12 protein-coding genes and 1 riboswitch are annotated in these 15067 nt (G+C 73.2%); of the genes, 3 read left to right on the forward strand and 9 right to left on the reverse strand.

What is annotated here, in order from left to right:
- Window positions 1-149 precede the first annotated feature (149 nt).
- Window positions 150-1412 (forward strand): alpha/beta hydrolase, encoded by a 1263-nt coding sequence (locus AB5J56_RS31225; RefSeq protein WP_369237352.1) that lies wholly within the window; start codon window positions 150-152, stop codon window positions 1410-1412.
- A 69-nt stretch (window positions 1413-1481) separates the two neighbouring features.
- Here the strand turns inward: AB5J56_RS31225 and AB5J56_RS31230 are convergent, their stop codons facing one another.
- The 6 genes from AB5J56_RS31230 to AB5J56_RS31255 form a co-directional block, all read right to left on the reverse strand.
- Window positions 1482-1895 (reverse strand): transglycosylase SLT domain-containing protein, encoded by a 414-nt coding sequence (locus tag AB5J56_RS31230; RefSeq protein WP_356143016.1) that lies wholly within the window; start codon window positions 1893-1895, stop codon window positions 1482-1484.
- A 418-nt stretch (window positions 1896-2313) separates the two neighbouring features.
- Complete coding sequence (locus tag AB5J56_RS31235; RefSeq protein ID WP_369237354.1) at window positions 2314-3123, reverse strand: ECF transporter S component; 810 nt, start codon at window positions 3121-3123, stop codon at window positions 2314-2316.
- The gene (locus AB5J56_RS31240; protein WP_369237356.1) at window positions 3120-4844 is read right to left on the reverse strand and encodes an ABC transporter ATP-binding protein; all 1725 of its coding nucleotides are present in this window, start codon (window positions 4842-4844) and stop codon (window positions 3120-3122) included. Before AB5J56_RS31240 ends, AB5J56_RS31235 begins: the two co-directional genes overlap by 4 nt.
- The gene (locus AB5J56_RS31245; RefSeq protein WP_369242918.1) at window positions 4841-5989 is read right to left on the reverse strand and encodes an energy-coupling factor transporter transmembrane component T; all 1149 of its coding nucleotides are present in this window, start codon (window positions 5987-5989) and stop codon (window positions 4841-4843) included. Before AB5J56_RS31245 ends, AB5J56_RS31240 begins: the two co-directional genes overlap by 4 nt.
- A 50-nt stretch (window positions 5990-6039) precedes the next feature.
- Window positions 6040-6699, reverse strand: a complete 660-nt coding sequence (locus tag AB5J56_RS31250) for an SCO2322 family protein (RefSeq protein ID WP_369237358.1) — start codon at window positions 6697-6699, stop codon at window positions 6040-6042.
- Entirely contained in the window at window positions 6696-7949 is a 1254-nt protein-coding gene (locus AB5J56_RS31255) for a prenyltransferase/squalene oxidase repeat-containing protein (RefSeq protein WP_369237360.1), read from the reverse strand. Before AB5J56_RS31255 ends, AB5J56_RS31250 begins: the two co-directional genes overlap by 4 nt.
- A 154-nt stretch (window positions 7950-8103) precedes the next feature.
- A riboswitch (cobalamin riboswitch) is annotated at window positions 8104-8180 on the reverse strand.
- An 88-nt stretch (window positions 8181-8268) separates the two neighbouring features.
- On the opposite strand from AB5J56_RS31255, the gene AB5J56_RS31260 reads away from it, so the two are divergent.
- Window positions 8269-8985 carry a phosphotransferase gene (locus AB5J56_RS31260; protein WP_369237362.1) on the forward strand — a complete coding sequence of 239 codons (717 nt, stop codon included), beginning with the start codon at window positions 8269-8271 and terminating at the stop codon, window positions 8983-8985.
- On the opposite strand, the gene AB5J56_RS31265 is transcribed toward AB5J56_RS31260, so the two are convergent.
- Together AB5J56_RS31265 and AB5J56_RS31270 are read right to left on the reverse strand one after the other, a co-directional pair.
- Window positions 8982-10136, reverse strand: a complete 1155-nt coding sequence (locus tag AB5J56_RS31265) for a serine hydrolase domain-containing protein (protein WP_369237364.1) — start codon at window positions 10134-10136, stop codon at window positions 8982-8984. The genes AB5J56_RS31260 and AB5J56_RS31265 overlap by 4 nt on opposite strands.
- A gap of 142 nt (window positions 10137-10278) precedes the next feature.
- Window positions 10279-11499: a PP2C family protein-serine/threonine phosphatase gene (locus tag AB5J56_RS31270; RefSeq protein ID WP_369237366.1), complete on the reverse strand. Its 1221-nt coding sequence runs from the start codon at window positions 11497-11499 to the stop codon at window positions 10279-10281.
- A 187-nt stretch (window positions 11500-11686) separates the two neighbouring features.
- Here AB5J56_RS31270 and AB5J56_RS31275 point away from each other — a divergent pair, with 187 nt between their 5' ends.
- Window positions 11687-13789 carry a hypothetical protein gene (locus AB5J56_RS31275; protein WP_369237368.1) on the forward strand — a complete coding sequence of 701 codons (2103 nt, stop codon included), beginning with the start codon at window positions 11687-11689 and terminating at the stop codon, window positions 13787-13789.
- Window positions 13790-13895: 106 nt separating this feature from the next.
- Here the strand turns inward: AB5J56_RS31275 and AB5J56_RS31280 are convergent, their stop codons facing one another.
- A complete protein-coding gene (locus AB5J56_RS31280) occupies window positions 13896-14927 on the reverse strand; it encodes an MBL fold metallo-hydrolase (RefSeq protein ID WP_369237370.1) in 1032 nt (343 codons plus the stop codon).
- Window positions 14928-15067 lie beyond the last annotated feature (140 nt).

Raw genomic sequence — 15067 nt, forward strand, 5'->3', positions numbered from 1 at the left:
GAACCCTACGGCTGCCGGAAGCCGGGTGAGCTGTGAAGAACCAAGGGCAACTAGCCGCGCCGGACAGGCCGGTGGTGGACCCAGGTCCACCACCGGCCCGGGGGCCTCTCGGATGTCCGGACGAACGGCACGTCCGTAGCGTCGGGCGCATGAGTGATGACACGCACAAAACCCAGGAAAAGCGGATGAGTTGGCGTACGCGGCGGGGAATCGCCGGTGCATCGGCCCTGGCGCTCGCGGGACTTACGGCGCTCACGAGCCTTGCCGTGGCGCCCGCCGCCTCGGCCGGGGAGCAGTCCCGGCGCGGGGACCTCGTCTCCGTGACACCGGTCGTCCGGCACGACGCCGCCGGGATCAGGGCGTTCCTCGCCCAGCAGGACGTGGCCGCGGACGGCGTCCGGTACGGCGTGCGGGCGTACCGGCTGACGTACCGGACCGTGGACGCGTACGGCAAACCGACCACCGCGACCGGACTGCTCTCGCTCCCCACGGGCGGCGGTCACCGGCTCGACCTGGTCTCCGACACGCACGGCACGATGGTGAACCGGGGCTACGCGCCCTCCGTCGGCGAGGACTTCGGGCGGATCCCGTCGTACCTGAACGCGACGGCGGGCCGTGCGGTGGCCGCGCCCGACTACCTCGGGCTCGGCAAGGGGCCGGGCCGCCACCCCTACATGGACACCCGCTCCTCCGTGACCGCCTCGGTCGACATGCTCCGGGCGGCCCGGACCGCCGCGCGCGAACTGGGCCGCCCGCTCACCGGCGACGTCTACGCCACGGGCTTCTCGCAGGGCGGCCAGGTCGCGATGGCACTCGGGCAGGCATTGCAGGACGGGGCGGACCGGCACTTCCGGCTGAAGGCCCTCGCCCCCGTCAGCGGCCCCTACGACCTGGAGGGCCAGGAGTTCCCGGCGCTGTTCGACGGCCGGGTCAACGACACCAGCAGTGTCTTCTACATCTCGTACTGGCTGGTCGCGCAGAACCGGCTGCACGCGATCTACAAGAACCCCGCCGAGGCCTTCCGTGCCCCGTACGCGAGCCGCGTCGAAAGCCTCTACGACGGGAAGCACCAGGAGGAGGACATCTTCAAGGCTTTGCCGCCCACCCTGAAGGACATGCTCACGCCCGCCTTCTACGACAGGCTGCGGCACCCCACCGGGGGCCTGCTGGCGGCGATGCGCGAGAACGACCACACCTGCGACTGGAAGCCCGAGGTGCCGGTGCGGCTGTACGCGGGGGCGGCCGACACCGACGCACCCATCGGGAACGCGCGCAGCTGCGCGGCGCGGCTCGCCGGGCACGGGAAGCGGGTGCTGGTGGTGAACCAGGGGGACGTGGACCACTTCGGCTCGTTGCGGGTGTCGGCGCCGCAGGTGGTGCGGTGGTTCGACACCGTGGGCGGTGGTCGCTGACACGCCGAAGGCGGCGGCCCCGGGGATCGGGGCCGCCGCCTTCGCGTACGGGGTGGGTGGCTCGGCTGATCAGTACCAGCCGTTGGCCTGCCAGAAGTTCCAGGCGCCGGCCGGGCTGCCGTAGCGGCCGTTCATGTAGTCCAGACCCCACTTGATCTGGGTCTTGGCGTTGGTCTTCCAGTCGGAGCCGGCGGAGGCCATCTTCGAGCCGGGCAGCGCCTGGACCAGGCCGTAGGCACCGGAGGAGGCGTTGGTGGCGTTGACGTCCCAGCCGCTCTCGTGCTCGACGATCTTGCTGAACGCGTTGTACTGCGCGGCGTCCGGGATCATCTTGTGCGCGATCGCCTGGGCGGAGGAGGCCTCGCTGGTGGCGGCCTGGGCGGGCGCCGCAGCGAACACCATGCCGGTGGTGGCGACGGCCACGGCGGCACCGGCGAGGGCCTTCTTCGGAGAAGCGATGCGGCGGATGAAGGAGACGGACACAGTGAACCTTTTCTTCGGGGACAGGGGGTCGCCGGTGTGTCGGAGTCACGCGGTGCGTGGCGGGGACATACGTCGGCGCCGCGGCCCGGGAGGGCACGTCGGCGCCTGGCGACTGCTCCAGAGAAACAGTTCGGGAGCCCGTCCGCAATGACCCTTTTTACTAGTGGTGGTCGCATACAGGTAGAAAGTCCGTCGTGTGATCTGGCTCTCAAACCCCAGGTCAGAGGGCATTTCGACGCGTTCATGCCAGACCTTTGCGCTACTACCGTGCTTCGTATGTGACGTGGGTCCTGTGGGCTGCTTCACCCCGCACCTGACGGACCGCGCACGACCGGCCACGCGGAGCCGCCAGGCGGTGTGACCGGGGCCGCAGACCACCGGGGCCCGAACGTGACGGGCGTCTCGGTGGCCGCCGTCCTCAGCGGGGTTCGAACGTGACCGGCGTCTCGAAAGCCGCCCGCCGCGTGGCCCGGCGCAGCGCCTTGAGGAGGGTCGCCCCGAGCGTGAAGGTCAGGACGACGGTGACGACGGCCCGGCCCAGGTCCCAGCCGAGCGAGGTCGCCAGGCAGTACGCGACGAAGCGGGCCAGGTTCGCGGGCACCGCGTCGTGCGGGTCGAAGGCGACGTTCGAGGCCAGCGCGCCCATGAAGGGCCAGCCCGCGAGGTTCATGACGGTGCCGTACGCGAAGGCCGCCAGGAACCCGTACGCGGCGAGCATCGCCAGCTCCGCCCGCCCGCGCAGCCGGTCCGGGCCCGGCAGCAGCCCGGCGCCCATCGTGAACCAGCCCATGGACAGCATCTGGAACGGCATCCACGGCCCGACACCGCCGGTGAGCAGCGCGGACGCGAACATCGTCACCGACCCGAGCACGAACCCGAACCCCGGCCCCAGCACTCTGCCGCTCAGCACCATCAGGAAGAACATCGGCTCGATCCCGGCCGTACCGGCCCCGATCGGCCGCAGCGCCGCCCCGGTCGCGGCCAGCACGCCCAGCATGGCCACGGCCTTCGGCCCGAGCCCCGACTCGGAGATCGTCGCCGCCACGACCCCGACCAGCAGCACCAGCAGCCCCGCGAACAGCCACGGCGCGTCCTGCGCGTGCGCGCTGACCTGCGAACCCGGGCCCGCGAACAGCGGCCAGGCGAACCCGGCGACCCCGACGGCACTGACGAGGACGAGCGCGGCCACGGAGCGGGGGCCGAGGCGGACGGGGCGGACCCGGCTCATGCCCCCGCCCCCGTCCCGCTCGCGTGCAGGGCGGCTCGGACCTGCGCGACCGTCAGCCACGGCTGGGGCGCCAGCACCTTGGTGACCTGCGGGGCGAAGGAGGGCGACGCGACGACCACCTCGGCCGTCGGGCCGTCGGCGACCACCTCGCCGTCCGCGAGGATCACCACCCGGTGCGCCAGCTCGGCGGCGAGTTCCACATCGTGGGTGGCCAGCACGATGGCGTGCCCCTCGGCGGCCAGCCCCCGCAGCACACCCACCAGCCGGGCCTTCGCCGCGTAGTCCAGGCCGCGGGTCGGCTCGTCGAGCAGCAGCAGCGGTGGCCGGGCCGTCAGCACCACGGCCAGCGCGAGCGCCAGCCGCTGCCCCTCGGAGAGATCGCGGGGATGCGTGTCGTCGGGGATACCGGGGAGCAGCTCCGACACCAGCGCCCGGCAGGTGCCCGGCCCGGCGCCCGCGTCGACGTCGGCCGCCTCGCACTCGGCGGCGACCGTGTCGGCGTACAGCAGATCCCGCGGCTCCTGCGGTACGAGTCCCACGCGGCGCACGAGGTCCCGCGGCGCCGTCCGATGCGGGGCCGCACCACCGACCCGCACGCTCCCGGAGGCCGGCTCGACCAGCCCGACGAGCGCCCCGAGCAGCGTGGACTTCCCGGCGCCGTTGCGGCCCATCAGGGCGAGGGTCTCGCCGGGGGCGACGGCGAGATCGACGCGCCGCAGCGCCTCGACGCGACCGCGGCGGACGGCGAGGGAGTCGACCACGGCCACCTCGGAGGCGGCTGCGGGAGCGTGAGGGGCGCGCTTGCCGAGCAGGCGGGACAGGAGCGGCCGCGAGGGGACGGGCGCGGGCTCCGGCGCCTGCGGATCGGCTGAGGTGTGTTCGGGGGCGGTGTCCCCGGGTGTCACCCCGGCCAGCCGCTCCCGCAGGGACCCCGCCCTGCGTCGGGCGTCGCGCACGGTCAGGGGGAGCGGGGACCAGCCCGCGAGCCGGCCGAGGGCCACCACCGGCGGGTACACGGGGGAGACGGCCATCACCTCGGACGGGGTGCCGAGGAGCGGGGCGGCGCCCGGGGCCGCGAGGAGGACGACCTGGTCGGCGTACTGGACGACGCGTTCCAGGCGGTGCTCCGCCATCAGGACCGTCGTGCCGAGGTCGTGGACCAGGCGCTGGAGGACGGCGAGGACCTCCTCGGCCGCCGCCGGGTCCAGGGCGGACGTCGGCTCGTCGAGGACCAGGGCCCGGGGGTGCGGGGTCAGCACCGAGCCGATCGCCACGCGCTGCTGCTGGCCGCCGGAGAGGGTCGCGATGGGACGGTCGCGCAGATCCGCCAGGCCCAGCAGGTCGAGGGTCTCCTCGACGCGGCGGCGCATCACGTCCGGGGCGAGCCCCAACGACTCCATGCCGTACGCGAGTTCGTCCTCGACGGTGTCCGTCACGAAATGGGACAGCGGGTCCTGGCCCACCGTGCCCACCACGTCGGCGAGTTCGCGCGGCTTGTGCGTGCGGGTGTCGCGGCCCGCCACCGTGACCCGGCCGCGCAGGGTGCCGCCGGTGAAGTGCGGGACCAGCCCGCTCACTGCGCCCAGCACGGTCGACTTTCCGACCCCCGACGGGCCGACCAGCAGCACGAGTTCGCCCTCGGGCACCTCGAAGTCCACGCCCTGGACGGTCGGTGCGGCTGCCCCGTCGTACGTCACGGAGACGTCCTCGAAGCGGATCATGAGGGCTCCTTGGCGAGCGGGGGAAGCGAGGGACGCGGGGGAGCGGGCGCGACGAAGGCGGGGAGCAGGCCGAGGAGGACCGACGCCGCGGGCCACAGGGGCAGTTCGGGTGCCGACAGCGGTACGACGCCCGGGCTCAGCGCCGCCGGGTCGTACGCGGCCGAGGCGATCAGCAGCCCCGCCACCGCGACCCCGGAACCCGCGACCAGCCATGCCCGGGCGCCCCACGCGTCCGGCCGGTAGCGGGTGCGCAGCGAGCGGCGGCCGCCCAGCCACAGTCCGCCGAGCGCCGCGGCCAGCCCGGCCAGCAGCACGGGCAGCCCGTAACTCCCGCCCTCGGCGGTCAGCACTCCGTACGTTCCCGCGCACACGCCGAGCAGACCGCCCAGCGTGAGGACCGTGGTCGTACGGCGGACTGCGGGAGCCACCTCGGCGGTGCGGCCGTAACCGCGCGCGTCCATCGCGGCGGCGAGAGCGACCGAACGCTCCAACGCGCCCTCCAGGACCGGCAGTCCGACATGCAGCAGCCCGCGCAGCCCCCGGTCGGGACGCCCGCGCAGCCGGCGTGCGGCGCGCAGCCGCTGCACGTCCGCGATCAGGTTCGGCGCGAACGTCAGGGCGACGACCACCGCGACGCCCGCCTCGTACAGAGCACCCGGCAGCGACTTCAGCAGCCGTGCCGGGTTCGCGAGCGCGTTCGCCGCGCCCACACAGATCAGTAGCGCGGCCAGCTTCAGGCCGTCGTACAGCGCGAAGACCAGGCCCTCCGCCGTGACCCGGCCGCCGATCCGGATGCCCTGCGCCCAGTGGGGGAGCGGGACTTCGGGCAGGGTGAGAAGCACCTGCGTGCCGGGGATGGGGGAGCCGAGGAACACGGCGAAGGCCAGGCGGATGCCGAGGACCGCGAGGGCGAGCTTGACGAAGGCGCCGTAGGAGCGGGACCAGGGGGCCTCGGTGCGGCGGGCCGCCACCACATAGCCGGCCACGCCCACGAGCAGGCCGAGGAGGAGGGGGTTCGTGGTGCGGGACGCGGCGGTTCCCAGGCCCAGGGCCCAGATCCACCAGGCGCCGGGGTGGAGGGCGTTGGATCGGTGCGCCTCCCGCGCGAAGGTGAGGTGACGGCGGTGCCGCTGGGCCCTGGCCATATGGGCACCCGGCACAGCGGAAACGGCACGTTCAACTTCGGCGCTCATCGCTATCCCCTGTGGCGCCGCGCCTGCCACACCGCCGCCACTCCCAGCGCCGCCACCGCCGCCAGGCCTGCCAGCAGGCCGGCCGAGGGTCCGTGGTGGGTCGGGGAGGCGTGCGGCTTCGCGGTGGAGGGCTTGGAGTTCTTGGGGGCCGCGACCTGTTCGCCGCAGCCCGTCCGCGGGTAGCCCGCGATGGCGCAGAGGAGGGCGTTGGTGTCGTAGCGGAGGGGTTTGGCGACCGAGGCGAGCGCTTCCGCGGTCGTCGCGTCGGAGGGGACGCGGGCGCACGCCGTACGCGGACGGGGCGGTGTCTCGCCGTTCGGCGCGTCGGCGGTGGTGCCGAAGTCGAGGACGAGGGCCACCCGCTTGTCTCCGTCCCGCGCCGGAGTCTTCGCACAGATGGCGGCGAAGTCGGCCGTCCCGCGCGGCTTCGCGGAGTCCTGGGAGTCCGCGCTCACCGAGAAGCGGAAGCCCTCGACGTCACCGTCGGACGGCCGCGCGGTCGACGGGCCCTGCGTCGCGTACGTCCACTTGCCGCCGGTCAGGTCCCAGAACGACCAGTAGCGGTAGCCGACGGCCTGGGCCTGCCCCGCGCCGCCGAGGACGAGGAGCAGCAGGCCCAGCAGGACCGGAAGGATCAGTGCGGACGTCCGACGGCGGGTCACAGCTGCTGCTTCTTGTTGCGGCCGCTGAACAGGAAACCGACGCCGATGCCGGCGACCAGGCCGACACCGACGATCCACCAGACACCGACCCCGCTGCCGTCGTCGTCCTTCTTCTTCTCGTCGCTCGTGCTCTTCGCGCTGGGGGCGGCGGAGTCGGAGACCTGCGTCGCCGGGCCCGTCGCGTTCAGCTGCTTGACGAGGTCGGCGCCGCCGAAGTCGCGCGGGTCGGCGCCGTTCGCCTCCGCGGCGAAGATCAGCTGGGCGTACGCGGCCGGGCCGGCCTTCGCCGCCCAGGCGCCGGAGTTCTTCTCCAGCCAGCGCAGTGCGTCGGCGGCCTTGTCGCCGCGGCCGGCGGTCGACAGGGCCACCACCGCGTCCGCGGTGTTGCCGTAGTCGGGAGCGTCCATGGTGGCACCGGCCAGGGCGGACTTCAGGTACTTGTCCTTGGCCAGGGCGGTGGTGAGGTACGCGGCGCCGTTCTGGGCGGCCTGCTCGGCGTCGAGGTTGTCACCGCTCTTGCACGCGGGGGCCCCGGCCGGCTTCACGTCGGCGCCGGCGAAGCCCTTGCCGAGGGCGCCGGTCACCGCGGCCGCCGTCGCGTCGGCGTTCGCCGCGAGCTTGCCCTTCTTGTCGGGCTGGAAGGCGAACGAGCCGCCGCCGTTCTCCTCGCAGGGGAGGGAGAAGGTGAGGAGGGCGTCGTACGGGGTCTTGTCGTCCTTCGACGGGACGCTCTTCGGGTCGGTGCCGCCGGCGGCGAGTGCGCCGATCACCACGGCCGTGGAGTTCGCGTCGCTCGCGCCGCCCGGGGTGTAGCCCCAGCCGCCGTCCTTGTTCTGCACGGACTTCAGCCACTTCACCGCAGCGCCGGTCTCGGAGTCGTGACCGCCCAGCGCCTCCAGGGCCTGCACCGCGGCGGCCGTGCTGTTCGTGTCGACCATGGTCTTGGCGTCGCACTTGGCGCTCGCGTCGGCGCGGTACGCGGCGAAGGCCCCGCTCGCGCACTGCTGCCCGGTCAGCCAGTCCACGGCCTTGGCGGCGGGCTTCTCGCCCACGGTGTGCTGGGCGAGCAGGGCCAGTGACTGCCGCCAGACGCCGTCGTAGGTGGGGTCGGCGGACCCGTACAGCCCGGACGGGATCGCCTGCGAGGGCGCCGCCGAGGGGGACTTGTCGTCGGCGAGAGCGGCGGGCGCGCCCGCCGCGGCGATCGCGGCGGTGGCGGCCAGGACCGCGGCGGTGCGGCGGACAATCATGATCGGCGGGTGCCTCTCTGTGCTGGTCGGTCCGCCTTCGGCGTGCGAGGAGCCGGGCAGCACGGGACACCCCGGGCGGCTCCGGCTCCGTATGCCTCGACGGTGCCGGCCGTCGGCGGGCTGCCGACGGCGCGAGCCGGTCACGTCCTGTGCGGGGCAGTCCGGCTCACCGACCACAGGGGGGCGGGTACACGGTTGCGGGGTCAGCGCCGGAATTGCACCGGCTTCCCCCCGTACGGGCGTGATGACGACGGGCTCACTCTACCGGCCCGTAGACAACGGGATGAGGGCCGCCTGTGAGCCCCGGTAGGTTCGGGCCATGGAAACGGGGACACCGGGAAAACTGCTGGGTTCGGGGCGCACGGCCGACGTCTACGAGATCGAGGCCGAGGGGACTGGCGACGGGGCGTGGGTGCTGCGCCGGTACCGGGATCGGTACGGGGACGCGGCCGCCGAGGCCGAGGTGATGGAGCACGTACGGGGTCACGGTTATCCCGCGCCGCGCGTGCGGGAGGCGACGCGGAGCGACCTGGTCATGGAGCGGCTGACGGGGCCGACCATGCTGGAGGCGTTCGCGGCCGGCCGCCTCGGTCCGGCTGAGGCGGGAGCCCTCCTCGCCCGCCTCCTGCGCGACCTGCACGCCGTCCCGGCGCGAGGCTCCGCCGACCCCGCCGTCCGCGTACTGCACCTGGATCTGCACCCGGAGAACGTGATCCTCACGTCCGACGGTCCGAAGGTGATCGACTGGAACACCGCCGAGGAGGGGCCGCCGGGCCTCGACTGGGGCATGTCCGCCGTGATCGTGGCCCAGGTCGCGGTCGGCGGGCTCACCGGCTTCGAGTCCCGGGCGGAGATGGCGCGCACCATGCTGGCGGCGCTCCTCACCGACCAGGAGGCCCCCTCCGCCATGACGGAGGAAGGCCTCGTGGAGGCGCTGCGGCGGCGGGCGGCCAACCCCACGATGAGCCCGTCCGAGGTCGAAGCCCTGGGCGCGGCCGGGGAGTTGATCCGGACGCTCCGTACGCCTCGGACCTAGAGATCCAGGGCGGCCGTGCAGCGCCAGAAGTCCCGCATGAGGGGAGTGGGCTCCGGGTTCGTCATGGCCACCTGGGTGAGCAGGAGGGTGACCGTGCCGGTGGACGGGACGATGTGGCCCGTGGTGCCGGTGCCGCCGACCCAGCCGTAGCGGCCCGGCACGTTCCAGGGGTTCACGGCCTCGATGTCGACCGAGGCGCCGTAGCCCCAGCCCTGGCCCTCCAGGAAGAGCGAGCCGATCTCGCGCTGGGCCGGGGTGAGATGGTCGGTGGTCATCCGCCGCACCGAGGCGGAGGACAGCAGACGCCGGTCGCCCGCGGTGCCGTCGGCGAGGAGCAGCCGGGCGAAGGCCAGCCAGTCGTCGGCGGTCGAGACGAGGCCGCCGGCGCCGGAGGGGAACGCGGGCATGCCGGTCCACTGCCCGTCGGGGGTGTCGGTCACTTCGAGACCGGCGCCGCCGGGTGCGGGGCGGTAGGCGCTGGTGAGACGGGCACGCTTGGCGGCCGGTACCTCGAACGCCGTGTCGGTCATGCCCAGCGGCTCGAAGATCCGCTCGGCCATGAACTCCGGCAGCGGACGGCCGGTGACCCTGCTGATCAGGATGCCCTGGAGGTCGGACGAGGTGTTGTACAGCCAGGCCTCGCCCGGCTGGTGGAGCAGCGGCACGCGGGCCAGGTCCGCCAGCCAGGCGTCCGGCGGCGGGTAGGCCTGCGGCTCGCGGCCGTCCTTCTGCACCTCGAAGAGAGGCAGGACCGCCGGGAGCGAGAAGTCGGACGGGAAGCCCCAGCCGGTACGGGAGGAGAGCAGGTCCTCCACGGTGATCGCGCGGGCGGCCGGGACCAGGTCGTCGACCGGGCTCGCGGGTGTCCGTACGACCATGGGCTTCGCCAGCTCCGGCAGCCACGCGTCGACCGGGTCGTCCAGGGCGATCCGGCCGTCGTCGACCAGCATCATGACCGCCGCCGCCGTGACGGGCTTGGTGATCGAGGCGATCCGGAAGATCGAGTCCCGGGCCATCGGGGCGGTGCCCTCGACGTCGACGGACCCGGCGGCTTGCACCTCGACCCGGTCACCCCGGGCCACCAAGGCCACCGCTCCCGGCACCGTGCCGTTTCCGACGTACGTGGTGAGGAGGTCGTGCAGGCTGCTCATGGGTCCACCTTCCGTGCGATCCATACGATGCGTGCCGTCGCAGGGTTGACTCCCGTCGGGACACGGAATCATCGGTCCGGCACCGGTGGGGCTCAGTTCGAACAGCTTCGAGCAGTACGCAGAGGTACGGAGCGATACGGCGTCACGGGACCCGTACGGGTGCCGGCACGTTCAGCTCCGTGGGCTGGCACAGCACCAGCGCCAGGTCGTCGGCGGGGGACGCGCCGGTGTGGGCGACCAGGCGGGCGTGCAAGGAACGCAGGGCGTCCTCCGGGTGCGGTTCGCGCAGCGCGATCGCGGCCTCGCCGAGGAGTGGGAAGGGCGTGCCCGCCGGGTCGCGGCCCTCGGTCAGGCCGTCGGTGTAGAGGAGGAGCCGGTCGCCGGGCTGGAGCCGTACGCGGTACTGCCGTGGATCGGGGTTCAGCCCCAGCGGCGGTGTGGGGACGAGGGGTTCGAGCAGCTCGACACGGTGGCCGGCGCGCAGGGGCGCCGGATGACCGCAGTTGACCAGCCGCACCTCACCGGGCGCGAACTCGGCGAGCACGGCCGTGACGAAGTCCTCGGGGCCCAGATCCGGGCCGAGCCGTGCGTCGAGGCAGTCGACGATGGTGGTCAAGTCGGGGGTGGTGTAGGCGAGTTCACGGAATCCCGCGATCGTCTCGGCGGTCAGGCGCAGGGCGTCGAGACCATGGCCGCGTACGTCGCCGACGAGCACCCGCAGTCCGTACGGTGTCGAGGCGACGTCGTACAGATCGCCGCCGACGCTCGACTCCCGGACGGCGCTGTAGTAGCGGGTGCAGACGTGAGTGCCCTCCAGGGTGCGGGAGATGGGCCGCAGGATCACCTCCTGGGTGATCCGGGCGACCTCGCGGGCGTGTGCCAGCGTCTCCGTGAGACGGTCGCGTTGCCGGGCCGCGTGCATGGTGAGCGTGCAGCCGAACAGCAGCCAGCTCCAGTCGACGGCGAAGGCGCCGGTCAGCAGGGTGCCGTCGCCCCACCCCATCACCAGGCCGAGCGCCGCGGACCAGCCGCAGACCAGCAGTGTGTGCCGGAAGCCGAGCCGCACGCACGCCAGCAGCGGGCCGATGAGCAGCAGCATGACGAACGGCGGAACCGGTTCGAGGAGGAGAACCGGCGCGGTGATCAGCAGACAGGCGGCCAACGGGACGGGCAGCAGCCGGATTTCGCGCCGTCCGGCGGTCGGTCCCCCATCCGCCCCCGCACCAGCCTCCGCACCCGTTTCCGGATCCACACGAGTGTCCGGATCCGTCTCCGTTGCCGTGCCCTCGGCGCCCGCCCCGACCTTCCTGCTCCTGGTCTTCCAGCCCCTGCCGTTCCTGCCGCCCCTGTCCATGGCGGTCATCCCCTGCCCCTGATCCCTTTCGGCCATCTCCCGACGATCGCCGACTATTTCTCTCCTCTCCTTCACCGACAGCGTGTTGATCGCATCTCGTCGAAATCTGCTCGGTCGTGACGAGGGCGTGCCGCCTTTCTGCCCGAGTCGCGGGACTTGGGCATCGAGTGAGGGTGATCCGGACACACTGGTCCACGTGTCCGACAAGACGACCGGTGGCCGACCGGGCAACCCCGGAAACCTGCCCGCCGACCCGCGCAGCTTCATCGGGCGACGGGCCGAACTCGACTGGCTGGACAAGGAGTTGGACCCGGGATCGGGCGTCCACCGGCTGGTGGGGGTGGTCGGGGCCGGCGGGGTCGGCAAGACCCGGCTCGTGCTGCGAGCAGCGAGCCGGTTCCGGGGCGTGTACCCCGACGGCGTCTGGCTGGTGGAGCTGTCCCCGCTGCACACCGAGGGCCTGGTCGGGCTGGCCGTCCTGGAGGCCCTGCGGCTCGCCGACCAGTCGACCCGGCCGGTCATCGAGGTGCTGGCCGAATGGGCCGAGGGGAAGCGGCTGTTGCTGATCCTCGACTCCTGTGAGCACGTCCTCGCGGACTGCGTGGCCCTGGCGGAGGCCCTGCTGCCCGTCCTGCCCGGACTGCGCGTCCTCGTCACCAGCCGCGAGCCGCTCGGGCTGCCGGGCGAGTGGGTGCTGCGCCTCGACCCGCTGCCGGTCGCCGACGACGCGGTGGCCCTGTTCGCCGACCGTGCCGCCGCCGCGGCCCCCGGCTTCGTCCTGGACGGCGGCAACCGCGGCACGGTGGAGTCCGTCTGCCGCCGCCTCGACGGCATCCCGCTCGCCCTCGAACTGGCGGCCGCCCGTCTCTGCGAACTCTCCCTCGACCAGTTGCACGCCCGGCTCGGCGAACGCCTGCCGTCCCCGCTCGACCTGCTCACCTCGGACGACCTCGACGCGCACGACGAGACGGGACCCACGCGCCACCGCACCCTGCGGACGACCATCGGCTGGAGCCACGAGCTGTGCGCCCCGCTGGAACGGCTGCTGTGGGCCCGGCTCTCGGTGTTCGCGGGCGGCTTCTGCCTGGACGCCGCCGAGGAGGTCTGCGCGGGCGGCCCGCTGCCTGCGGCGCGGATCGAGAGCCTGCTCGCGCGCCTCGTCGAGCAGTCGATCGTGCTGCGCCACCGCACCGATCCCGGCCGCTTCCGACTCCTCGACACCGTGCGGGAGTTCGGCGCCGACTGGCTGCGCGCGCTCGGCGAGGAACACGCCGTACGGCTGCGCCACCGTGACCACTACCGGTGTATGGCCCGCGCGGGCTACGCCGAGTGGAACACCGGACGGCAGGTGGCGTGGTGCGAGAGGACGCTCGCCGAGACGGCCAACCTCCGTGCCGCCATGGACTTCGCGCTCGCCGAACCCGACCCGCGAACCGCCCTGGCGATGGCGGCAGACGTCGGCTTCCTGTGGCGCCACTGCGGCTGTCTGCGCGACGCCCAGCACTGCCTCGATCTGGCGCTCGCCGTCGATCCGGCGTCCGGGCCCGATCACATCCGTGCGCTGTGGGCGCGAGGTGCGGTGGCGCTGCTCCAGGGCGACCTCGACGTCGCGGCCGACTGGGCGGCGCGGTGCGCGGACGCGGCGAAGAAGCAGGGAGACGAGGTCGGGATGATGGCGGCCACGTACGTCACAGGCACCCAACTCGCCCTCAGGGGACGTATGTCCGAGGCGATCGAGATGCTGGCGGCGGCCCCTCGGCTGCCGGCCCGGGAGGACGGTTTCGGGGCCGTCCAGCTCCAGGTCCGGCTCTCGCTCGCCTTCGCGCAGCTGTACGGCGGCGACCACGACGGCGCGCGCGTCGTCGCCGACGAGGTGCGCCGGGCCAGCGCGGAGAACGGCGAGTGCTGGGCGGGCGCCATCGGCGACTTCCTGGTCGCCAAGGCGGACCTGGATCGTGGCGACATCGGCGCGGCGGCGCGCAACGCCCGAACCGCCATCGCCGGGAACAGCCTGCTGCACAACACCGTGGGGGCGGCGGTCTCACTGGAGGTCCTGGCCGCCGCGGTCGTCGCGGCCGGTGACGGACACCGCGCCGCCCGCCTCCTCGGCATCGGCGAGACTCTCTGGGGGCTGATCGGGCGCGCCCAGTTGGACTCGCCCGATCTGCTGGCCACCCGCCGCGCCCAGGAACGGCGCATCCGCGACGAGATCGGGGACAAGGCGTACGAGCAGGCGTACGACGAGGGGCGCACCATGCCCTACGAGGAGGGGCTGCACTACGCGGCCAACGCCACCTGATCGGACTGCGCGGCCAACGCCACCTGATCGGACTGCGCGGCCAACGCCACCTGATCGGACTGCGCAGCCAACGCCGCCTCACCGGGATTCGCCGGACTCGGCTCGGCTACACCGCCACGTACGTCACCGGTTCACTCCCCGCCACCGCCTCCGCCCGTCCCAGCTTGACCAGTCGCCGCACATGGGCCTCGGCCTCGGAGACCGCGATGTTCCGTGATCCGTAGGGGATCTGGTCCCAGGGGCGGTTCCACTCCATGCGCTCGGCGAGCTGCCAGGCGGTGAGCGGCTCGGCGAGCAGGCCCTGCAGCCCGGTGAGCCGCTCCTCGTGGTGCGCGAGCAACTCCCGTACGCGCGCGGGCGCGTCGGCGAACGGGTGCTGGTGGGCCGGGAGCACTTCGGCGGGCCCGAGACGGCCGACGCGCTCCAGCGAGTCGAGGTAGTCGCCGAGCGGGTCGGTGACGGTGGTGTCGTCCGGGTCCTCGTACAGGCCGATGTGCGGGGTGATCTCCGGGAGGAGGTGGTCGCCGGAGAACAGGCGCCCGTGGCCCGCGAGTTGGGCGGGATGTTCCTCCTCCAGGTGGAGGCAGACATGGCCGGGGGTGTGGCCGGGGGTCCAGATCGCGCGCAGCCGGCGGCCCGGCAGGTCGAGGAGTTCGCCGGGGACGATCTCACGGTCGGGGAGCGCGGGGGAGAAGCCAGGGAGTGTGCGGGGGCGGCCCTGGGCTCTGCGCAGCGGCGCGACGTGCTCCTCGGGTGCGCCGGCCGCCGTCAGCTTCGCCGACATGTAGGCGTACCAGCGCTCGGGCCGGTTCTCCCGGGTCCGCCGCACGATGGAGATGTCGGCGGCGTGCATCGCCAGCCATGCGCCGGAGGCGTCCCGGACCTTGGCCGACAGGCCGTGGTGGTCGGGGTGGTGGTGGGTGATGACGACCCCGTGGACCTCCGCGACGGACGTCCCGCACGCGGCCAGCCCCTCGGCGAGGGCGTCCCAGGACGTCGGGTCGTCCCAGCCGGTGTCGATCAGTACCGGACCCCGGTCGGTGTCGACGACGTACACGAGCGTGAAACCGAGGGGATTGTCCGGGATGGGGACCCGCAGGGACCGTACGCCCCCGCCGTGATCGGACACCTGCGTCATGGGCTCCCCAATCGCCTTGGTCCGGCGCCATGTTCCGGCCGCTGTCCGGCCACTATAACTAGAACAGGTTTCGACGGTAGCCCGAGACGACCTTCCGGACCCTCCGGGTGTGTGTCCCATCCGTGGACTCCGTCGGCCGG

It is taken from the genome of Streptomyces sp. R21 (assembly GCF_041051975.1).
GTDB lineage: Bacteria > Actinomycetota > Actinomycetes > Streptomycetales > Streptomycetaceae > Streptomyces.